Here is a 20,048-nt window from a genome sequence, read left to right as displayed (position 1 = left end):
TGATGTCAAATTGCCAGTAATGGCTATACGACAATATTTCAGGTGTACAAGAATTATTCTCGCTACAATCCCTGACTTTTCAGCCCGGCACGGATGCCGTTCGGCCCATTGGTCACGAGAAGTCCCATGCTCACCGGTAGTTATTCCCCCGCCCTTGTCCTGATTTCCCTGTTTGTCGCGATCCTCGCGTCATATACCGCGCTGGACCTCACCGGGCGCATTGCCACGGCCAAGGGCCGCGCGGTGTACCTGTGGATGGGCGGCGGTGCGCTGGCGATGGGCGTGGGCATCTGGTCGATGCACTTTATCGGCATGCTCGCCTTTCGCCTGCCCATCAGCCTGGGCTATGACGTCGACATCACGGCGCTGTCATTGCTGATCGCAATCCTTTCCAGTGGTTTTGCCTTGTGGCTGGTGAGCCAGCCGCGCTTGCCGGCGTGGCAGCTGGCATTTGGCGCGTTGATCATGGGCGCCGGCATCAGCGCCATGCACTACACCGGCATGGCCGCCATGCGCATGACCCCGGGTATCGACTACGACCCCACGCTGTTCACCGCGTCCTTGTTGATTGCCGTCGGGGCGTCGGCGGCGGCTTTGTGGATTGCCTTCAACCTGCGGCGCAACACGCCATACGTGCGCTTGGCCCGGGGCGGGGCGGCGATGGTGATGGGCGTGGCAATCGTTGGCATGCACTACACCGGCATGGCCGCCGCGCGGTTCGCCGATGGCAGTTTTTGCGGCGCGGCCCTGAACGGCCTGAGTGGAAAAGGCCTGGACAACCTGGTGCTGGTGACCACCCTGGCGGTGCTGAGCATTGCACTGCTGACGTCTCTGCTGGACGCCCGCCTGGAAGCCCGCACTGCGGTGTTGGCCGATTCCCTGACCCAGGCCAACCAGGAACTCACCCACCTGGCCCTGCACGACATGCTCACCGGCTTGCCCAACCGCACCTTGCTCGCCGACCGGATTCAGCAAGCCATACAGCGGGTGAACGAAGAGGGCGGCTGCTTCGCATTGATGTTTATCGACCTGGACGGCTTCAAGCCGGTGAACGACGCGTTCGGTCACCACATGGGCGACCAGCTGTTGCAGCAAGTCGGCCTGCGCCTGCGGGAAGACTTGCGCAGCCATGACACCCTGGCCCGTATCGGCGGTGACGAGTTCGTGTTGCTGGTGCAGTTGGGCCAGCCTGACGATGCGTTGCGTCTGGCCGAGCGCCAGGTGGGCCTGATCAACCAGGCTTTTCGCGTGTCCGAGCATGAGCTGAAAATCTCCGCGAGCATCGGCATCGCGCTGTTCCCCGGCAACGGCGGCACGCCCCAGGAATTGCTGATGAACGCCGACGCGGCGATGTATCACGCCAAGGGCATGGGCAAGAACGGCTACAGCTTTTTCGACATCTCCATGAACACCAACGCGCGCAAGCAACTGCAACTGCTGCAGGATTTGCGCAACGCCGTGGAGCACGAGCAGTTCCGGTTGTATTACCAGCCCAAGTTCGACGCCATCAGCGGTCGCCCGGTGGGCGCCGAGGCGTTGCTGCGCTGGGAGCACCCGCAGCAGGGCCTGTTGTTGCCCGACAAGTTTATCGAGCTGGCGGAAAAGACCGGGTTGATCATTCCCATCGGCGACTGGGTGCTCAATGAAGCCTGCCGCCAGATGCAGGTGTGGTACGCCCAGGGCTATCGCGACTGGCGCATTGCGGTGAATCTTTCGGCGTTGCAGTTCTGCCATGCCGGCTTGGTGAAGAGCGTTGCCAATGCCCTGGAGCGCCACCGCTTGCCGGCCAACAGCCTGACCCTGGAAATCACCGAAACCACCGCCATGAGCGATGCCGATGCGAGCATGACGGTGTTGCAGAAGCTCTCGGACATGGGCGTCGACCTGTCCATCGACGACTTTGGCACCGGTTATTCGAGCCTGATGTACCTCAAGCGCCTGCCGGCCAACGAGCTGAAAATCGACCGGGGGTTTGTGCGCGACCTGGAGCATGACAGCGACGACGCCGCCATCGTCTCGGCCATCGTCGCCCTCGGCCAGGCCCTGGGCTTGCGTATTGTCGCCGAAGGGGTCGAGACCGACTCCCAGCAAAGCTTCCTCACGCGCCTGGGCTGTGATTCGTTGCAAGGTTATCTGCTGGGGCACCCGTTGCCGGCCGAGGGGTTCATGGCCGATATCCAGCGCGCCGAACACGTGGTGAGTGCACATTCGGCGACGTGAGCCCATGCAAAACCTGCAGGGCGCGGGTAGTATTGGATCCATCAGCTCACGTTGAATCAGGAGACCTTACACATGGACAAAGTCGTCGTCATCACCGGTGGCAGTCGTGGGATCGGCGCCGCCACGGCGTTGCTGGCCGCTGCCCAGGGCTATCGCATCTGCATCAACTACCAGGCCGATGAAGAAGCTGCCCATCGCGTACTTGAGCAAGTGCGCGCCCTTGGCGCCCAAGCAATTGCGGTGCGGGCCGATGTCAGTATCGAAGATGAAGTGATCGCCCTGTTCCACCGGGTCGATACCGAATTGGGCCGGGTGACGGCGCTGGTCAACAATGCCGGGACCGTGGGGCACAAGTCGCGGGTGGATGAGATGTCCGAATTCCGCATCCTGAAGACTCTGCGGACCAACGTGTTGGGCCCCATCCTGTGTGCCAAGCACGCGCTGCTGCGCATGTCGCCCAAGCATGGCGGGCAGGGCGGCAGCATCGTCAACGTTTCGTCGGCCGCTGCGCGCCTGGGTTCACCGGGGGAATATGTGGATTATGCCGCGTCCAAGGGTGCCCTCGACACCTTCACCCTCGGGCTTTCCAAGGAAGTGGCAGGTGAGGGGATCCGGGTCAATGGCGTGCGTCCCGGCTTTATCTTCACCGACTTCCACGCCCTGAGCGGCGACCCTGATCGGGTCAGCAAGCTGGAGCCGGGGATTCCCATGGCCCGTGGCGGGCGTGCCGAGGAGGTTGCGGAAGGGATTATCTGGCTGCTGTCGGACAAGGCGTCCTATGCCACCGGGACCTTTATTGACCTGGCGGGCGGTCGATAAAGCTGTAGCGTCTGTCCGGGCCTCATCGCGGGCAAGCCCGGCTCCCACATTTGATCTGCATTGTCAGAAAGAATGCATTCCAATGTGGGAGCCGGGCTTGCCCGCGATGACGTCAGTGGCCTTCACACAGCTCCTCAGAACGAACGCACAATCCGCCCCAGCGTCTCCATCGCCTTTTCACACGACTCATCCCACGGGCTGCCGTAGTTCAACCGAATGCAGTTGCTGAAACGCTGCGTGGGCGAAAAGATCGGCCCCGGCGCAATGCTGATGCCCTGGGCCAGCGCCATCTGGAACAATTTCAACGAGTCGGTCTGCTCCGGCAACTCCAGCCACAGGAAGTAACCGCCAGCGGGCTGGCTGACACGGGTCTGCGCCGGGAAGTAGCGGGCGATGGCCGCAAGCATTGCGCTTTGTTGCTCCTCCAGCGCATACCGCAACTTGCGCAGGTGCCGGTCGTAGCCGCCGTGTTGCAGGTAATCGGCAATCGCCGCCTGGGCCGGCATCGAGGCGCACAGCGAGGTCATCAGCTTCAACCGTTCGATCTTCTGCGCATATCGCCCGGCCGCAACCCAGCCAATGCGGTAGCCGGGGGCCAGGCTCTTGGCGAAAGAGCCGCAATGCATCACCAGGCCTTCAGTGTCGAACGCCTTGGCCGGTTTGGGCGCCTGTTGGCCGTAGTACAACTCGGCGTACACGTCGTCTTCGATCAGCGGCACCTGATGGCTGCGCAGTAACTCCACCAGTTCCTGTTTCCTGGCCTCGGGCATGGTTGCGCCCATGGGGTTCTGGAAGCTGGTCATGCACCAGCAGGCCTTGATCGGATAGCGTTCCAGGCTTTGTGCGAGCACCTTGAGGTCGATGCCGTCGCGCGGGTGTACGGGGATCTCCACGGCCTTGAGTTTCAGGCGCTCGAGAATTTGCAGGCTGGCGTAGAACGCGGGCGCTTCAATGGCCACCAGGTCGCCCGGTTCGGTCACGGCTTGCAGGCACAGGTTCAGCGCTTCAAGGGCGCCGTTGGTGATCAACAGTTCTTCCATGGGCAGCATCAGCCCGCCCACCATGTAGCGCAGGGCGATCTGCCGACGCAGTTGCGGGTTGCCCGGCGACATGTCGGTAACCACCATGCGCGGGTCCATTTCCCGGCTGGCACTGGCCAGGGAGCGGGCCAGGCGTTGCAGCGGGAACAGGGTGGGGCTGGGGAAGGCCGAGCCGAAAGGCACGGTTTGCGGGTCCTTGATGGAGTCGAGCACCGAGAACACCAATTCGCTTACGTCCACTTCGGTGGACTCATGCACGTGGGCGCTCACCACCGGCTCGGAAAACGGGCTCGGCGCATGGGTGTTCACGAAGTAACCGGAACGCGGTCGGGCGCGGATCAGCCCGCGACGTTCCAGCAGGTAGTAAGCCTGGAACACCGTGGACGGGCTGACGCCGTAGGTCTGGCTGGCATAACGTACTGACGGCACACGCTGGCCGGGCCCGAGGACGCCGGAGCGGATCAGTTCTGCGATGTCGTCGGCGAATTTTTCGTAGCGTTTCATTGGGGCTCAGTGCGCTTGATACAGTTTTTGGAGTGAATACAGATCTAATGTGGGAGCTGGCTTGCCTGCGATAGCGGTCTTTCAGCTGGAAAAAGTGTGACTGATGCACCGCCATCGCAGGCAAGCCAGCTCCCACATAGAGTCCTCGTGATCTTCAATATCGGGTTTAACGATTCAACGGCGCCACAAACCGGCTATCCGCCGCGCTATAAATCCATGGCTCATCCACATCCGACACCTTGAAGCGAATAGTCTGGGAACTGCTGGCCGGTTTGTCTGCGGTCATCGCCACCGACACCGGTACATCGGTAATCTCCCCCGGTGCCAGGCTGATGTCGGTCTTGCCCTGCAACTGGAAGCCGTCGCCATCCACCAGCTCCAGGCGATAATCCTGACGCTGCTGGGTCTTGTTGATGACCTTGAGGCTGTAGATGTTCTCGATCAGGCCTTCGCTGTTCTCGCGAAACATCCCACGGTCCTTGGTCACGTCCAGCGACACCATCGGCCGCTCCACCAGCGCCACCACCAGCGCACCGATCATGACCAGCAACACGGCACTGTAGCCGATCAGCCGTGGCCTGAGCAGGTGGGTCTTGCCACCTTGCAGCTGATGCTCCGAGGTATAGCTGACCAGTCCACGGGCATAGCCCATTTTGTCCATGATCGAATCACAGGCATCGATACACGCCGCGCAGCCGATGCATTCCATTTGCAGGCCGTCACGGATGTCGATGCCGGTAGGGCATACCTGGACGCACAGTTGGCAATCGATGCAGTCGCCCAGGCCGACATCCGCCGGTTGCACCTCACGTTTACGCGGGCCGCGATGCTCGCCGCGGGCCACGTCGTAGGAAATGGTCAGGGTGTCCTTGTCGAACATCACGCTCTGGAACCGCGCATACGGACACATGTGCATGCACACCGCTTCCCGCAACCAGCCCGCGTTGATGTAGGTGGCACCGGTAAAAAACAGCACCCAGAACAAGCTCACGCCGCCCATTTGCCAGGTCAGCATTTCTTCGGCCAACGGCCGGATTGGCGTGAAGTAGCCGACAAACGTCAGCCCGGTCATTACGCTGATGCCCAGCCACAGGGTGTGTTTGGCCGAGCGCCTGGCCAGCTTGTTCAAGCCCCAGGGCGCGGCTTGCAGCTTGATGCGCTGGTTTCGCTCGCCTTCGGTGACCTTTTCGCACCACATGAACAGCCAGGTAAACGAGCTTTGCGGGCAGGTATAACCGCACCATACCCGGCCGGCGAACACGGTGATCGCGAACAGGCCGAACGCGCAGATGATCAGCAGGGCCGAGAGCAGGATGAAGTCCTGGGGCCAGAACGTTGCACCAAAGATATGGAATTTGCTTTCAGCCAGGTCCCATAACACCGCCTGCCTGCCGCCCCAGTTCAGCCACACGGTGCCGAAAAAGGCCAGGAACAGGAAGCCCGCGCCTGCCACACGCAAGGTACGGAACAGCCCAGTGAAACTGCGGGTGTGAATCAGGTTATCGCTGGATTTGGCCTTCATCTTCTTTGGATGCGCAGGCTCATACACTTCTACGGTTCGGACGGGGATTCTATCGCTCATGGTCTTTCGCTCATCAGCCTCCATCAGGCAGATGAACTATGACCGGCGCTCTGTTTGCATAACAGACTCAGGTATGGCGATAAAAAGCGGATCAGATGGGCCGCCAGTACGACCCTGCGACAATGTGCTGCACCCTGTGGCACACGGGGTGCAGCGCTTTTCAGGCGGGGATGATCCAGGTCAATCAAATCACCGAATCACCATCAGTAGCCTTCAGATGCTTACGACCGTCGGTGGCGCCTGCTACGGTCAATGCGTCCGCTTCTGCTTCGGTGATGTACACGCGCTCGCCGTTCAACTCGACGGCCGACATGGACTTGGCGCTGTCGGTAATCACAGTGACATCGGTGGCAGGCAGGCTTTTTTCGTCGCCGTGCTCATCGACCTTGAAGTAACAGGTCTGGTTTTCGATACGTACGGGCATGGTGCTGTCCTTTTCCAGGGGTACTGGGGGTTAGGCGTTGCCCGTGGCTGAATGGTTCTGCGCAACTGACTGACGGTCGGCGTTGTCCATCCCGTATCGACCTCTTGAAAGGACACGACCATGGACGCCTGGTGGCATGAAGTCTGGCAAACCCTGCAAGCGGAATTTGCGGACATCGGTGATGCCCGGCAACTGACACAGATCACCGTGCGGTTGCTGATTGCGGCCATTCTGGGCGGCATTCTCGGTTTTGAACGTGAACAGAAGGGTAAGGCCGCCGGGGTGCGCACCCATATGCTGGTGGCCATGGGGGCAGCGCTGTTTGTATTGGTGCCGAATTTGTCCGGCTCCCAGGCCGACGCCATGAGCCGCGTGTTGCAAGGCGTGATTGCGGGCATTGGTTTTCTCGGCGCCGGCACTATCCTCAAGGGCAAGGAAGACGAGGAGGGCCAGCACGTCAAAGGCCTGACCACCGCCGCCGGCCTTTGGATGACCGCCGCCATTGGCGTGGCGGCCGGGATGGGACGTGAGTCGACGGCGGTCTTGAGTACGGTGCTGGCACTGATGGTGTTCAGTGTGATGCCAAGGATTGTCAGGTTGCTGGAGAAGGATTAGCTGGAGCCCATCCCGGCATCAATGTTGTGCTTGCTGAGGCGCGCGCCCAGGTCTGTCAAGGTGTTAGCCATCGTCCCGGAGTGTCGAGCCCTTTGACGTGCCTGAGCCGCGGATTGGCGCCAGTTTGCCAAGGATTCCAGTATCGCGCTGTCGTCATCGGGGTCGGTTGCCATTTGAATGAGCATCTCGGTTTTTCGTTTTTGAGTGTCCTCATCGATCGCTTTTTCCATGGCTTGCGTGGCGGCGCTCAGTCCAGGGTTGATAGCGTCTTTATTCAACAACTCGCCGATATCCGTTAGCGTCCGGGCATTCTCCTGGGCATCGGGACCACGCAGCAGGGCGCTGATGTTCGCCGGGGTCAATAGATCACGGAGCTTGTTCAGGGTGTTGACGCTTCGTTGAGCGTCAGGATTGCGCAACAGCTGACCAATGTTGTCCTTGGTCAGTAGCGCTTTCAGGTCGTTAAGGGGGTGCCCGGTCGGGGGGCAGTTCGGGGGCAGCGCATTATGCAGACAGAGATGGTAGGCACTCGGCTGGGTATTGATCGTCGACATGATGTTTTCTCGCAGGATGATGAAATAAACGCTACATCCCGAGGGTGCGCGTTTTCCCGAGACAAGTCTTATGGGGCGAATAGGCTCTGACTCTAAGAGCCATCTCTGTTTCCGGTAGGAAGTTTCGGTTTTGACGATCGGCCTGGATCGTCAAAACCTAAACTGTCACGCTCGCTTCAGACAATCACTGGCGGCATCGTCGTCGGTGGTTCCTCCACCGGTGGTGGCTGAGTGCCAGGCGGTTCTTGCTCGGGAATCGGGTCCGGCTCGGTGGGTGGCAGGGTGGGCTTGTCAATGTTCGGGTCTGGGGTTTCAGCCGGAATCGGGATATTCATCGGTGTGGCCTCCTTTGTGCTTTGCTCTATCGGTGGACAATCGCGCGGTGGATTTGATTCCCCGCCCGATGGCGGCATATCCACCTGAACTTTTCACCGGCCGGCATGCTCGGAACCTAGACGGCCCTGCTCAGGGAGAGCGGCGTCGTTTCAGAATTTGAATCAGGCACAAGAGCGTCCACTGGGCGTTAAGGGGAGATGCTCGATGACTGCTGAAACACTGACCCAAGACGATTCAACCTCCACATTACCGCTGTCCCAGGCGCTGTTGCTGCCCAGGATTGCGATTGAAGGCACCACCCCGGTGATCGATGGCGGCGAGTTTGCGGTCAAGGCTGTGGTGGGCCAACGCGTCCAGGTCGCCAGCAAGGTATTCGCCGACGGCCACGACAAGCTTGCGGTAATGATCCGCTGGCGCCCGCGCAGTGAAGAAAGCTGGCACAGCGTGGTGATGACCGATGTGGGCAACAATGGCTGGGAAGGTGCGTTCACCGTGGCCGCCCAGGGCCCCCATGAGTATTGCATCGAGGCCTGGATCGACACCTTCGCCAGCTTCCGCTACGAATTGAGCAAGAAGCACGAGGCGGGCGTGCCGGTCAGCCTGGAATTGCAGGAAGGCCGCAGCCAGGTGCTGCAAGCCGCCGAGCGCAGCGACAACGAACTGCGCGACCGCCTGATGCTGCTGCATCACGAACTCTCGGGCCTGCTGGAAACCGAGCAGGTGGCGCTGTTCCTGCACGAAGACAGTGCACACCTGATGACCCAGGCCGATCATCGCGCCTATTTGAGCATCAGCCCGGTATTCCCGATTGACGTCGAGCGCGAGGCTGCAGAGTTTGCCAGTTGGTACGAACTGTTTCCCCGCTCGATCACCGACGATCCAGCACGTCACGGCACTTTTAACGACGTGCACTCACGTCTGTCGATGATCCATGACATGGGCTTTGATGTGCTGTACTTCCCGCCGATCCATCCCATCGGCCGCAGCCATCGCAAGGGCAAGAACAATTCCCTGACCGCCGGGCCGGATGATCCGGGCAGCCCGTATGCCATCGGCAGCGAAGAGGGCGGCCACGAGGCGATCCACTCGCAACTGGGCACTCGCGAAGACTTCCGCAACCTGGTCAAGGCCGCCGCCGACCATGGCCTGGAAATCGCCCTGGACTTTGCCATTCAGTGTTCCCAGGACCACCCGTGGCTCAAGCAGCATCCGGGCTGGTTCAACTGGCGGCCCGACGGCACCATCAAATACGCCGAGAACCCGCCGAAGAAATACCAGGACATCGTCAACGTCGACTTTTACGCGGCAGACGCCATTCCCAGCCTGTGGGTGGAGTTGCGTGACATCGTGGTCGGCTGGGTGGAAGAGGGCGTGAAGACCTTTCGCGTCGACAACCCCCACACGAAACCGCTGCCGTTCTGGCAATGGCTGATCAGCGATGTGCGCGCCAAATACCCTGAGGTGATCTTCCTCGCCGAAGCCTTCACCACCCCGGCAATGATGGCGCGACTGGGCAAGGTCGGTTACTCCCAGAGCTACACCTACTTTACCTGGCGCAACACCAAGGCTGAATTGAGCGAGTACCTGGGCGAGCTGAACGAGTCGCCGTGGCGTGACTGTTTCCGGCCCAACTTCTTCGTCAATACGCCGGACATCAACCCGGGCTTCCTGCATGAATCCGGGCGCGCCGGCTTTTTGATCCGCGCTGCGCTGGCCACCATGGGCTCGGGCCTGTGGGGCATGTACTCCGGCTTTGAACTGTGCGAGGCGGCCCCGGTGCCGGGCAAGGAAGAATACCTGGACTCGGAGAAGTACGAGATCCGCCCGCGAGACTTCACCGCGCCGGGCAACATCATTGCCGAGATCGCCCAGCTCAACCGCATCCGCCGGCAAAACCCGGCCTTGCAGACGCACCTGGGCTTGAAGCTCTACAACGCGTGGAACGACAACATCCTGTACTTCGGCAAGCGTAGCGAGGACGGCAGCAACTTCATTCTGGTGGCCGTCAGCCTCGACCCGTTCAATGCCCAGGAGGCGAACTTCGAGTTGCCGCTGTGGGAGCTAGGCTTGCCGGATGACGCCCAGACCCAGGGCGAGGACCTGATGACCGGCCACCGCTGGACCTGGTACGGCAAGACCCAGTGGATGCGGATCGAACCCTGGCACCAGCCGTTCGGCATCTGGCGCATTACCGTTTCCTGAATCGAACACCGATCTCCAAGACACCGGAGATCAAATGTAGGAGCTGGCTTGCCTGCGATAGCGGTCTTTCAGCTGGAAAAAGTGTGATTGATGCACCGCCATCGCAGGCAAGCCAGCTCCTACATTGATCGAGTTCCTTCAGGCAGATTTCTTAGAATTCCCAGGAGTTTCCAATGGCGAAGAAACCCAAGGCTGCCACCTTTATCAAAGACCCGCTCTGGTACAAGGACGCGGTGATTTATCAGGTTCACGTCAAATCCTATTTCGACTCCAACAACGACGGCATCGGTGACTTTCCCGGGCTGATCGCCAAACTCGACTACATCGCCGACCTCGGCGTGAACACCATCTGGCTGCTGCCGTTCTACCCCTCCCCACGCCGTGACGACGGCTACGACATCGCCGAATACCGCGGTGTGCACAGCGACTACGGGACCATGGCCGACGCCAAGCGCTTTATCGCCGAGGCGCATAACCGTGGCCTGCGGGTCATCACCGAGCTGGTGATCAACCATACGTCCGATCAGCACCCGTGGTTCCAGCGCGCGCGCAAGGCCAAGCCAGGCTCGGCGGCACGGGACTTCTACGTGTGGTCCGATGACGACCAGAAATACGACGGCACCCGCATCATTTTCCTCGACACCGAAAAGTCCAACTGGACCTGGGACCCGGTCGCCGGCCAGTACTTCTGGCACCGCTTCTATTCCCATCAGCCTGACCTCAACTTCGACAACCCGCAGGTAATGAAGGCCGTGCTGTCGGTGATGCGCTACTGGCTCGACATGGGCATCGACGGCCTGCGCCTGGACGCCATCCCGTACCTGATCGAACGCGACGGCACCAACAACGAAAACCTCCCCGAAACCCACGACGTGCTCAAGCAGATCCGCGCCGAGATCGATGCCAATTACCCGGACCGCATGCTGCTGGCCGAAGCCAACCAGTGGCCGGAAGACACCCAGCTGTACTTTGGTGACAAGAAGGGCGATGACGGCGACGAATGCCACATGGCCTTCCACTTCCCGCTGATGCCGCGCATGTACATGGCGCTGGCCCAGGAAGACCGTTTCCCGATCACCGACATTTTGCGCCAGACCCCGGAAATCCCGGCCAATTGCCAATGGGCAATCTTCCTGCGCAACCACGATGAACTGACCCTGGAAATGGTCACTGATAAGGAACGTGACTACCTCTGGAACTACTACGCCGCCGACCGCCGCGCGCGGATCAACCTGGGGATTCGCCGCCGCCTGGCGCCGTTGATGGAACGTGACCGCCGCCGCATCGAGCTGCTCAACAGCCTGCTGCTGTCGATGCCCGGCACGCCGACCCTGTACTACGGCGATGAAATCGGCATGGGCGACAACATCTACCTCGGTGACCGCGACGGCGTGCGCACCCCAATGCAATGGTCCATCGACCGCAACGGCGGCTTCTCCCGTGCCGACCCGGCCAGCCTGGTGCTGCCGCCGATCATGGACCCGCAATACGGCTACCAGTCGGTGAACGTTGAAACCCAGACCCAGGATCCGCACTCGCTGCTGAACTGGACCCGGCGCATGTTGGCCGTGCGTAAACAGTCGAAGGCTTTTGGTCGCGGCAGCCTGAAAATGCTCTCGCCCACCAACCGCCGCATCCTGGCTTATACGCGTGAATACGTGGGTGCCGACGGCAAGAATGAAATCATCCTGTGCGTGGCCAACGTGTCCCGCAGTGCCCAGGCGGCCGAGCTGGACCTTTCGGCATTTGCCGGCATGGTCCCGGTGGAGATGCTCGGCGGCAATGCGTTCCCGCCCATTGGCCAGCTGAATTTCCTGCTGACCCTGGCACCGTACGGCTTCTATTGGTTCGTGCTGGCGGCGGAAAACCAGATGCCGAGCTGGCACGTGGAACCGGCGCAAAGCATTCCGGACTTCACCACCCTGGTGCTGAAAAAACGCATGGAAGAACTCCTCGAAGCGCCATGCCGTACCACCCTGGAACAGAATGCCTTGCCGGCGTGGCTGCCCAAGCGCCGCTGGTTTGCCAGCAAGGACACGGCGATCGACGGCGTGCACATCGCCTACGGCGTGCGCTTTGGCGACCCGCAGCATCCGGTGTTGCTCAGCGAAATCGAAGTCACCAGCGCCGGGCAGGTCAGCCGCTATCAACTGCCGTTCGGCTTCCTCGGCGAAGACCAGTTCACCAGCGCGTTGCCGCAACAGCTGGCACTTGCCCGTGTGCGGCGGGTGCGCCAGGTCGGCCTGGTGACGGACGCCTTCAGCCTCGACACCTATATTCGTGCGGTGATCCAGGGCCTGCAGGCCAACACCGTGCTCAGCTCCACCGATGGCGAGATTCGCTTCGAGCCCACGGCGCAGTTGGCCAAACTGGAGTTGAACGACGAATCGGAAGTGCGCTACCTCGCGGCCGAGCAATCCAACAGTTCGGTGGTAGTGGGCGGCAGCCTGGTGCTCAAGCTGATCCGCAAAGTCAGTGCCGGGGTGCACCCGGAGCTGGAAATGGGCGCCTACCTGACCGAAGCCGGCTACGAACACATCTCGCCGCTGCTGGGCTCGGTGATTCGCCACGATGCCGAGGGCCAGGACAACCTGTTGATGATTGCCCAGGGGTACCTGAACAACCAGGGCGATGCCTGGAGCTGGACCCAGAACAACCTGGAACGGGCGATTCGCGACGAACTGGCCGAAGCCATCTCCGAGCAGGAGCAGCACTACAACGCGCTCGGCGAACTGGCGGACTTCGCCGGCTTGCTCGGCCAGCGCCTCGGTGAAATGCACCAGGTGCTGGCAGCACCGACCACCGACAAAGCCTTCAAACCCGAGGTGACCTCGGTCAAGGACAGCCAGGCCTGGAGCAAGCAGGTGGGCGCGCAAATCGACCGCGCCTTGCAGTTGCTCAAACAGCATCAAACCCGGTTGAACCCTGCCGACCAGGCGTTGGTCAGTGCTTTACTGGATCAGAAAAAGGCCATCGCCAGTTACGTCCAGGACCTGGCGAAAGCCACGGTGGGCGGGTTGCGCATTCGCGTGCATGGCGACCTGCACCTGGGCCAGGTACTGGTGGTGAAGGGCGATGCCTACCTGATCGACTTCGAGGGCGAACCGGCGCGGCCACTGCATGAGCGTCGCGGCAAACACAGCCCGTACAAGGATGTGAGCGGGGTGCTACGGTCGTTCGATTACGCGGCGGCCATGGCGGTGAATGTGCAGGGCGTGGACCAGTCACCCGAGGCCAATGCGTCACGGCAGCGGGTCGCGGATCGCTACTTGCAGGAGGCCAGGCAGGCATTTATCCAGGCTTATCACGGGGCTACGGCTACACTGGCCCATGACTGGCAGGATGCCAAGGGCCAGGACGCTGCGCTGGCGTTGTTCAGCCTGGAGAAGGCCGCGTACGAAGTGGCCTACGAAGCAGAGAATCGCCCGAGCTGGTTGCCGGTGCCGTTGCAAGGTTTGCACGGGCTGCTCAGTGGGCTGAAACCATTATCGAAAACTGCACGCGGTGGGGAGACGTCATGAGTTTTACAAGCAAAGAACCGCTGCAGCCAAAGTTGAGTGTGATGCCTGCTGCCAAGGACATCGAGGCGCTGGTGCGCGCAGAGCACCATGACCCGTTCTCGATACTCGGGCCCCATGATGACGAGCAGGGCGGCCAGTTCATTCGCGCCTTCCTGCCTGAGGCCTTGAGCGTCCAGGTGTTGGCCCGCGACAGTGGCGAGCACATCGGCAGCCTTGACGCGACTCACGTGCCGGGCCTGTTTGTCGGGCATTTCGGCAGCCGCCAGGCGTACCTGCTGAAGATCCAGTGGGCCGGTGGCGAACAGATCACTGAAGACCCTTACAGCTTCAGCCAGCTGCTGCTGGGGGAGATGGACCTGTACCTGTTCGCCGAAGGCAATCACCGCGACCTGAGCAGTTGCCTCGGTGCACAGGTGACCAGCGTCGACGGCGTCCAGGGCGTGCGCTTTGCGGTATGGGCGCCGAATGCGCGCCGGGTATCGGTAGTGGGCGACTTCAATATCTGGGACGGCCGCCGTCACCCGATGCGCCTGCGGCACCCGTCCGGGGTTTGGGAAATCTTTATCCCGCGCCTGCAACCCGGCGCTGCCTACAAGTATGAAATTCTCGGGGCCCACGGGATTCTGCCGCTCAAGGCCGACCCGATGGCCCTGGCCACGCAGATGCCACCGGACACCGCCTCCAAAGTCGCTTCGCCGCTGCAGGTCGACTGGCAGGATGAAGCCTGGATGCAGTCGCGCAGTGAACGGCAAAAGCCCAGCGCACCGCTGTCGATCTACGAGCTGCATGCCGGCTCGTGGCAGTGTGAGCTGGACGAAGTCGGCGAAGTGGCCCGCCAGTACAGTTGGCGCGAGCTGACCGAGCGCTTGATTCCGTATGTGCAGCAACTGGGCTTCACCCATATCGAGCTGATGCCGATCATGGAGCACCCGTTCGGCGGCTCCTGGGGCTACCAGGCCCTGTCACAATTTGCCCCGACGGCGCGCTTCGGCTCGCCGGACGACTTCGCGTTTTTCGTCAATGCCTGCCACCAGGCGGATATCGGCGTGATCCTCGATTGGGTGCCGGCGCATTTCCCTACCGATACCCACGGCCTGGCGCAATTCGACGGCACCGCGCTGTACGAATACGCCAACCCGCTGGAAGGCTTCCATCAGGATTGGGACACCCTGATCTACAACCTCGGCCGCACCGAAGTCCATGGCTTCATGCTGGCGTCGGCGTTGCACTGGCTCAAGCACTTCCATATCGACGGCCTGCGGGTGGATGCGGTGGCCTCGATGCTGTATCGCGACTATTCGCGCAAGGCCGGTGAGTGGGTGCCGAACCGCCATGGCGGGCGTGAAAACCTCGAAGCCATCGACTTCCTGCGTCACCTCAACGACGTCGTTGCCCTTGAGGCCCCCGGTGCGCTGGTGATCGCCGAGGAGTCCACCGCCTGGCCGGGCGTGAGTCAGCCCACCCAACAAGGCGGGCTGGGGTTCAACTACAAGTGGAACATGGGCTGGATGCACGATTCGCTGCATTACATCCAGCAAGACCCGGTGTACCGCGCTCATCACCACAACGAGCTGAGTTTCGGCCTGGTGTATGCCTGGTCCGAGCGCTTTATCCTGCCGATTTCCCACGATGAAGTGGTGCACGGCAAACACTCGCTGATCGACAAGATGCCCGGTGATCGCTGGCAGAAATTTGCCAACCTGCGGGCCTACCTCAGCTTCATGTGGATGCACCCGGGCAAGAAGCTGTTGTTCATGGGCTGCGAGTTTGGCCAATGGCGCGAGTGGAACCACGACCAGCAACTGGACTGGTACCTGCTGCAATACCCGGAACACCGGGGCGTGCAGAAACTGGTAGGCGACCTCAACCGCCTGTACCGCGAAGAACCGGCGCTGCACGACCAGGACGACGCGCCTCAGGGCTTCCAATGGCTGATTGGGGATGACGCCATCAACAGCGTCTACGCCTGGCTGCGCTGGAGCAAGGACGGCCGGCCGGTACTGGTGGTGGCCAACTTCACGCCGGTGCCGAGGGAGGCCTACCAGGTAGGCGTACCGTTCGCCGGGCGCTGGAGCGAAGTGATCAACAGCGACGCCGATACCTATGCCGGTTCCAACTTCGGCAACGGTGGCGGGGCGTTTACGGTGGAAGAGCCCAAGCATGGGCAGCCGTTGTCGCTGTCGTTGAATTTGCCGCCGTTGGGCGTGCTGATCCTGCGCCCGGAAGGCTGATTTCCACAGCAGGGACGCGGGCTTGTCCGCGTCCTTGTCACTCCCTACAAAAACACAATCTCATAGGGCTCGCGCATGCGCTCGAGCAGCACTTGGGCCAAGATTGGCGCCAGGCCGATTTCCGGGTCACCGGCCAATTGGCTGGCATAGGCGTGGGCGGCATGCAGCTTGCGAGCGACGCTCCAGGTATCGAGCCGTACTTTGCGTGCACGTTGCCAAGGGATCGCAGCTGTATCGCGCAAGGGCCAGTGCCACGCCCAGATCGGCAACTCGTGCAGGTGTATGCCTTTGAGCGCACAGGCTTTGGCGGCAGCGCGGCCTACGGCCTCATGGTCGTCGTTACCGTCGTTGCGCCAGGTGGTGAACACCACGTCGCCGGGTTGCAGATAGCGCGCGATGAACTGGCTCATCTGCTGCTCCCGCGCCGACAGGGCGTTGTCGGCAAACCCGCCGCGAATCCATTTCAGGCTGTGCAGGGGCACACCCAGGCGGCGCAGGGCCTCGACACTTTCCTGGGGCCGCACCACGCTCAGGCGTTTGGCCGGCCACACGCTGGAGCCCGGATGGCTGGCGCTGCCGTCGGTGATGGAGATCAGTTGCAGGGCATATTCACGGGTGCTGAGCAATTGCAGCAGGCCGCCACAGGCGATCACTTCATCGCCGGGATGCGGCGCGATGACCACCACGCGGGCGCCTTCGGGCACCAGGGTTGCGGGGTTGATGGCAGGGATTTGCGCGAGTTGCGGGGCGCTGTTCCAGATTTGCGCGGGGCCCCGGCGGCTGTCAATTAACGGTGCTGGTTTCATGGGTGTCACGTCCTTGTTCATCGGTGGTGCAGGCCGTACCCCGTTGACGGGACGACTCTTGTTGGTCCGCGAGCGTCATGCAGCTCATGCTCGCGGCGCGACGGCGTTCCAACCCTGGATTGCCGCGCAAGGAGTACTGATCATAGTTATGAATCGTCGCTTTTACACAGTCGGATGTCGCTATTTTTTCAAGACGCCTGCATCAGGCTCTTCAGGTAATCGCCAAAGCCGCCCTGTGCCCGGCAATCCAGGCGGGCGCTGGTGATCACCTGGGGCGAATGGCTCCAGGCGATGGACGCACCGCAGCGTTCCAGCTGGCGCACCAGCTCCACATCTTCGTGGCACGGCAGGGGATCAAAACCGCCGGACCGCACGTAGGCACTGGCACTCACGCCCAGATTGGCGCCGTGGATATGCCGATGCCCGTCTCGGGCCGCATAGGCCTGGTGATAGCGAATCTGCGCCGCCGGGTCGAAGCCTTCGCTCCAGGCATCGACCGTCACCGTGCCGCACACCGCATCCGCGCCCAACGCCAACTGCGCCACCAGCCAATCCGGGGCGACGCGGCTGTCGGCGTCGGTGCAGGAAATCCAGCGCGCGCCGTTGTTGAGCAAGTGCCGCGCACCCACGCCGCGCACGTGCCCCACGTTACGCGCCTGCACTTCCAGGCTCTGCACCCGGTATTGGCGGGTGATCTCGGCGCTGCGATCGCTGCAGCTGTCGAGCACCGCCAGAATCTGCACCTCTTCACCCAGCAACCCCGGATGGCTGGCCGCGATCATCGCGGCTTTCAGGCAGTCGGGCAGCAGTGTTTCTTCGTTATGCACGGGTATCAGGATGCCGATCATCGCAGTCCCTCCAAGGTTGCAACGGTGGTGCCGTCGTGGCTCCACAAGTCCAGTAGAAAATCGCTTTCGTGATGCTGCACCAGGTGCGACATGCCCAGGCGTTGGTCGAGGCGCGCGTGCACCTGGTCGGCCGTTTGCGGGCAGCCTTCGATGGGCGGTCGCCAATGGCAGGCGAGGAGTTGTCCGTCAGGCGTCAGTGACGCGAGCGCGCGATCAATCAGCCCATCGAAATCCTTCGGGTCGAGGTAGTAGCACAGCTCGCTGAGCACAATCAGTTCAAAGGTCTCAGTGGGCCATTGCTCCGGCAGGCGGCTCTGCTGCACCTGGGCATGGCTGAAACCCCGCAGCCGCGCCTGTGCCAGGCTGACGGCGGCCTGCGCCGTGTCACAGCACAGCAGGCGGTCACAGCGCGGGGCCAGCTCGAAGCTCAGTTCGCCGTTGGCGCAGCCGGGCTCGAAGATCGAGGCGTAGCGTGGTCGGGTCAGCAGCGCCAGGGTCAGCGCGCGCTTGCGCCGTTCGTACCAGCGTTGGCGGAAGGCCCAGGGGTCGTCGTTGCCGGCAAACAGCTCATCGAAGTAGGGTGTGGCGACGCTCATACAAACACCACTTCAAAGGGTTGCAGCAGGCGTTCCAGAACATATGGGGCGAGCACCGGCGGCAGGCCGATCTGCGGGTCGCCTTCCAGCTGGCTGGCGAACGCATGGATCGCATGGCGCTTGCGGGCCACGGCTTCAGGCGTGAGGAGGATTTTGCGCGCGCGGTGCCAGGGCACCTGGCTGTCTTCGGGGGTTGCCCAATGCCAGGTCCACACCGGCAGCTCCAGCAAGGTCGCGCCCACGGCCTGGGCCGCCCTGGCACTGGCGCGGCCTACGGCTTCGTGGTCGCAATGGCCGTCTTCGCGCCAGGTGGTGAAGACCACGTCGCCGGGCTTGAGGTAGCGTTCGATAAATTGGCTGAGGTCTTCTTCGCCCGCTGCGACCTGGCTGTCGCCGAAGCCCGCTCGCAGCCATTTCAGGCTGTGCAGCGGCAACCCCAGGCGATGCAGGGCCTGGGCCGACTCTTGCGGCCGGACCACGCTCAGGCGCTCCACCGGCCAGCGACGGGAGCCCGGATGGCTGGCGCTGCCGTCGGTGACAGAGATCAACAGCATCGGCCGGTCCAGCGCCGCCAAGCCTTGGAGCAGGCCGCCGCAGCCCAGCACTTCATCGTCAGGGTGGGGCGCGATGATCACGGCGCGGCTGCCATCGGGCACCAGGTCGGCGATATCGACGCAGCCCAGCTCGGCCAGGCGCGAGGAGCTTTGCCACAGGTGCAACGGTGTGCCCTGGCCAACGATAGGGTTGGTTTTCATAATTCCCATCTCCCTGGGCGCTCATTGGCGACCTGTTGACCGAGGGCGGCCAGGTCGCGTTCGGCGTGGCTTTGCCGCAGGTACACCGGCAAGTCGGCCATCAACCGGGCAAAGTGCGGGTCCTTGCAATACGGGCCGGCCCCCAGTGCGCGCCCGACGTGATGGATCACCTGGTCGACTGTTTCTTCGATACAGGCCCGTGCCTGCTGCGCCAGTAATTGGGCATTGGCCTTGGGGTGCCGGTCGATGTGGGTGGCGCTTTCCCGCAACACGCAGGCCGCGCTATGCAAGGCACTGTCCACACTGCCCAGGTGAGCGAGGGCGTGAGGCTCCGCACGCTTGGCGCACTGTTCGCGCAAGGCCTCAGACAGGCGCTGTGCCGCGCCATACCAGCACGCGGCGATACCGATGCCGCCTTGCCAGAAGCCTGGGCGAGCCAGGTAATCCCCAGGCTCGCCAATGGCCAGGCCGCTGGCCTCGCTGAACAGCACTTCAACACTGCCGGTGGCCGCCATGCCCACGGCCTGCCAGCCTTCGTCGGTGACGGTTACCCCGGGCTGATGCATTTCCACCGCAACCAACTGTTGGCGGTCTTCTTCATCCCACGCCGTGAGCAAGCCGTGGCTGACCACCGCAGCCCCCGAGCACCAGGCCTTGCGGCCCTGCAGCCACACGCGATGGCCGTCGCGACGGATTTTCACCCTGGCGGTGGGCGGCTCGGCTGCCCACATGCCCCAGGTGCTGCCAACCGGTGGCAAGGGGCTGCCGAGTTCGGCAATGATCGCCAGGGCGTCGGTGTGGCCTTCATACAGCTTGCACAAGCGCAGGTCATGGCCGGCCACTTGTGCCAGCCGGCTGAAGCGTTCCAGGGTTTGCCCGCTGCCCGGCAAGGGCAACTGATCCAGGCCTTCCTCCACCAGTGCCCTCAGTGCCGCACCGAGGGCCTGGGTGTCCGGGTATTCCCGGTAGCCGCGAAGAAATCCATGCAGGGCCAT

16 protein-coding genes are annotated in these 20,048 nt (G+C 62.2%); 6 read left to right on the top strand and 10 right to left on the bottom strand.

Annotation, left to right across the window (positions count from 1 at the left end):
- Window positions 1–126: 126 nt before the first annotated feature.
- Window positions 127–2,220, top strand: a complete 2,094-nt coding sequence (locus M2400_RS19950) for a bifunctional diguanylate cyclase/phosphodiesterase (protein WP_259197873.1) — start codon at window positions 127–129, stop codon at window positions 2,218–2,220.
- A 72-nt stretch (window positions 2,221–2,292) separates the two neighbouring features.
- On the top strand, window positions 2,293–3,039 hold the full coding sequence (locus M2400_RS19945; protein WP_177041720.1) for an SDR family oxidoreductase: 747 nt from the start codon (window positions 2,293–2,295) through the stop codon (window positions 3,037–3,039).
- Between the two features lie 134 nt (window positions 3,040–3,173).
- On the opposite strand, the gene mapR is transcribed toward M2400_RS19945, so the two are convergent.
- The 3 genes from mapR to M2400_RS19930 all read right to left on the bottom strand — a co-directional run bounded on the left by mapR (window position 3,174) and on the right by M2400_RS19930 (window position 6,589).
- Window positions 3,174–4,583, bottom strand: coding sequence for a GntR family transcriptional regulator MpaR (gene mapR, locus M2400_RS19940; RefSeq protein WP_177131400.1), 1,410 nt, complete (start codon window positions 4,581–4,583; stop codon window positions 3,174–3,176).
- A 166-nt stretch (window positions 4,584–4,749) separates the two neighbouring features.
- Window positions 4,750–6,165, bottom strand: a complete 1,416-nt coding sequence (ccoG, locus tag M2400_RS19935; RefSeq protein WP_177041723.1) for a cytochrome c oxidase accessory protein CcoG — start codon at window positions 6,163–6,165, stop codon at window positions 4,750–4,752.
- Window positions 6,166–6,349: 184 nt separating this feature from the next.
- Window positions 6,350–6,589 carry a DUF3203 family protein gene (locus M2400_RS19930; RefSeq protein WP_177076481.1) on the bottom strand — a complete coding sequence of 80 codons (240 nt, stop codon included), beginning with the start codon at window positions 6,587–6,589 and terminating at the stop codon, window positions 6,350–6,352.
- A gap of 120 nt (window positions 6,590–6,709) precedes the next feature.
- Between M2400_RS19930 and M2400_RS19925 the strand changes: the two genes are divergently transcribed.
- Window positions 6,710–7,204: an MgtC/SapB family protein gene (locus M2400_RS19925; RefSeq protein ID WP_010171626.1), complete on the top strand. Its 495-nt coding sequence runs from the start codon at window positions 6,710–6,712 to the stop codon at window positions 7,202–7,204.
- Here the strand turns inward: M2400_RS19925 and M2400_RS19920 are convergent.
- Together M2400_RS19920 and M2400_RS19915 are read right to left on the bottom strand one after the other, a co-directional pair.
- Window positions 7,201–7,758 carry a hypothetical protein gene (locus tag M2400_RS19920; protein WP_259197879.1) on the bottom strand — a complete coding sequence of 186 codons (558 nt, stop codon included), beginning with the start codon at window positions 7,756–7,758 and terminating at the stop codon, window positions 7,201–7,203. The genes M2400_RS19925 and M2400_RS19920 overlap by 4 nt on opposite strands.
- Before the next feature lie 176 nt (window positions 7,759–7,934).
- The gene (locus M2400_RS19915; RefSeq protein WP_167664995.1) at window positions 7,935–8,093 is read right to left on the bottom strand and encodes a hypothetical protein; all 159 of its coding nucleotides are present in this window, start codon (window positions 8,091–8,093) and stop codon (window positions 7,935–7,937) included.
- Between the two features lie 205 nt (window positions 8,094–8,298).
- On the opposite strand from M2400_RS19915, the gene M2400_RS19910 reads away from it, so the two are divergent.
- The 3 genes from M2400_RS19910 to glgB all read left to right on the top strand — a co-directional run bounded on the left by M2400_RS19910 (window position 8,299) and on the right by glgB (window position 16,048).
- A complete protein-coding gene (locus M2400_RS19910) occupies window positions 8,299–10,296 on the top strand; it encodes an alpha-1,4-glucan--maltose-1-phosphate maltosyltransferase (protein ID WP_259197882.1) in 1,998 nt (665 codons plus the stop codon).
- A gap of 173 nt (window positions 10,297–10,469) precedes the next feature.
- Window positions 10,470–13,817 (top strand): maltose alpha-D-glucosyltransferase, encoded by a 3,348-nt coding sequence (gene treS / locus M2400_RS19905; RefSeq protein ID WP_177041731.1) that lies wholly within the window; start codon window positions 10,470–10,472, stop codon window positions 13,815–13,817.
- Window positions 13,814–16,048, top strand: a complete 2,235-nt coding sequence (gene glgB, locus M2400_RS19900; RefSeq protein WP_177041733.1) for a 1,4-alpha-glucan branching protein GlgB — start codon at window positions 13,814–13,816, stop codon at window positions 16,046–16,048. The genes treS and glgB overlap by 4 nt, the downstream gene beginning before the upstream one ends.
- 44 nt (window positions 16,049–16,092) lie before the next feature.
- On the opposite strand, the gene M2400_RS19895 is transcribed toward glgB, so the two are convergent.
- The 5 genes from M2400_RS19895 to M2400_RS19875 all read right to left on the bottom strand — a co-directional run bounded on the left by M2400_RS19895 (window position 16,093) and on the right by M2400_RS19875 (window position 20,048).
- Window positions 16,093–16,854, bottom strand: a complete 762-nt coding sequence (locus M2400_RS19895; RefSeq protein ID WP_177041736.1) for a PIG-L deacetylase family protein — start codon at window positions 16,852–16,854, stop codon at window positions 16,093–16,095.
- A 188-nt stretch (window positions 16,855–17,042) separates the two neighbouring features.
- Entirely contained in the window at window positions 17,043–17,702 is a 660-nt protein-coding gene (locus M2400_RS19890) for a glycosyltransferase family 2 protein (RefSeq protein WP_177076473.1), read from the bottom strand.
- The gene (locus M2400_RS19885) at window positions 17,699–18,298 is read right to left on the bottom strand and encodes an SAM-dependent methyltransferase (protein ID WP_177041740.1); all 600 of its coding nucleotides are present in this window, start codon (window positions 18,296–18,298) and stop codon (window positions 17,699–17,701) included. Before M2400_RS19885 ends, M2400_RS19890 begins: the two co-directional genes overlap by 4 nt.
- Complete coding sequence (locus M2400_RS19880; protein ID WP_259197883.1) at window positions 18,295–19,053, bottom strand: PIG-L deacetylase family protein; 759 nt, start codon at window positions 19,051–19,053, stop codon at window positions 18,295–18,297. The genes M2400_RS19885 and M2400_RS19880 overlap by 4 nt, the downstream gene beginning before the upstream one ends.
- Window positions 19,050–20,048 carry an acyl-CoA dehydrogenase family protein gene (locus M2400_RS19875; RefSeq protein ID WP_177041744.1) on the bottom strand — a complete coding sequence of 333 codons (999 nt, stop codon included), beginning with the start codon at window positions 20,046–20,048 and terminating at the stop codon, window positions 19,050–19,052. The genes M2400_RS19880 and M2400_RS19875 overlap by 4 nt, the downstream gene beginning before the upstream one ends.

Source organism: Pseudomonas sp. BIGb0558, from assembly GCF_024807515.1.
GTDB classification, from domain to species: Bacteria; Pseudomonadota; Gammaproteobacteria; order Pseudomonadales; family Pseudomonadaceae; genus Aquipseudomonas; species Aquipseudomonas yamanorum_A.
The sequence above is the reverse complement of the archived record's forward strand: the minus strand, read 5'-3'. Positions and strand labels throughout refer to the sequence as shown.

What these genes read in the sequence shown, in the direction of transcription:
- M2400_RS19950 (WP_259197873.1), top strand. Translation starts at nt 127, where the DNA reads ATGCTCACCGGTAGTTATTCCCCCGCCCTTGTCCTGATTTCCCTGTTT.
- M2400_RS19945 (WP_177041720.1), top strand. Translation starts at nt 2,293, where the DNA reads ATGGACAAAGTCGTCGTCATCACCGGTGGCAGTCGTGGGATCGGCGCC.
- mapR (WP_177131400.1), bottom strand. Translation starts at nt 4,583, where the DNA reads ATGAAACGCTACGAAAAATTCGCCGACGACATCGCAGAACTGATCCGC.
- ccoG (WP_177041723.1), bottom strand. Translation starts at nt 6,165, where the DNA reads ATGAGCGATAGAATCCCCGTCCGAACCGTAGAAGTGTATGAGCCTGCG.
- M2400_RS19930 (WP_177076481.1), bottom strand. Translation starts at nt 6,589, where the DNA reads ATGCCCGTACGTATCGAAAACCAGACCTGTTACTTCAAGGTCGATGAG.
- M2400_RS19925 (WP_010171626.1), top strand. Translation starts at nt 6,710, where the DNA reads ATGGACGCCTGGTGGCATGAAGTCTGGCAAACCCTGCAAGCGGAATTT.
- M2400_RS19920 (WP_259197879.1), bottom strand. Translation starts at nt 7,758, where the DNA reads ATGTCGACGATCAATACCCAGCCGAGTGCCTACCATCTCTGTCTGCAT.
- M2400_RS19915 (WP_167664995.1), bottom strand. Translation starts at nt 8,093, where the DNA reads ATGAATATCCCGATTCCGGCTGAAACCCCAGACCCGAACATTGACAAG.
- M2400_RS19910 (WP_259197882.1), top strand. Translation starts at nt 8,299, where the DNA reads ATGACTGCTGAAACACTGACCCAAGACGATTCAACCTCCACATTACCG.
- treS (WP_177041731.1), top strand. Translation starts at nt 10,470, where the DNA reads ATGGCGAAGAAACCCAAGGCTGCCACCTTTATCAAAGACCCGCTCTGG.
- glgB (WP_177041733.1), top strand. Translation starts at nt 13,814, where the DNA reads ATGAGTTTTACAAGCAAAGAACCGCTGCAGCCAAAGTTGAGTGTGATG.
- M2400_RS19895 (WP_177041736.1), bottom strand. Translation starts at nt 16,854, where the DNA reads ATGAAACCAGCACCGTTAATTGACAGCCGCCGGGGCCCCGCGCAAATC.
- M2400_RS19890 (WP_177076473.1), bottom strand. Translation starts at nt 17,702, where the DNA reads ATGATCGGCATCCTGATACCCGTGCATAACGAAGAAACACTGCTGCCC.
- M2400_RS19885 (WP_177041740.1), bottom strand. Translation starts at nt 18,298, where the DNA reads ATGAGCGTCGCCACACCCTACTTCGATGAGCTGTTTGCCGGCAACGAC.
- M2400_RS19880 (WP_259197883.1), bottom strand. Translation starts at nt 19,053, where the DNA reads ATGAAAACCAACCCTATCGTTGGCCAGGGCACACCGTTGCACCTGTGG.
- M2400_RS19875 (WP_177041744.1), bottom strand. Translation starts at nt 20,048, where the DNA reads ATGGCCCTGCATGGATTTCTTCGCGGCTACCGGGAATACCCGGACACC.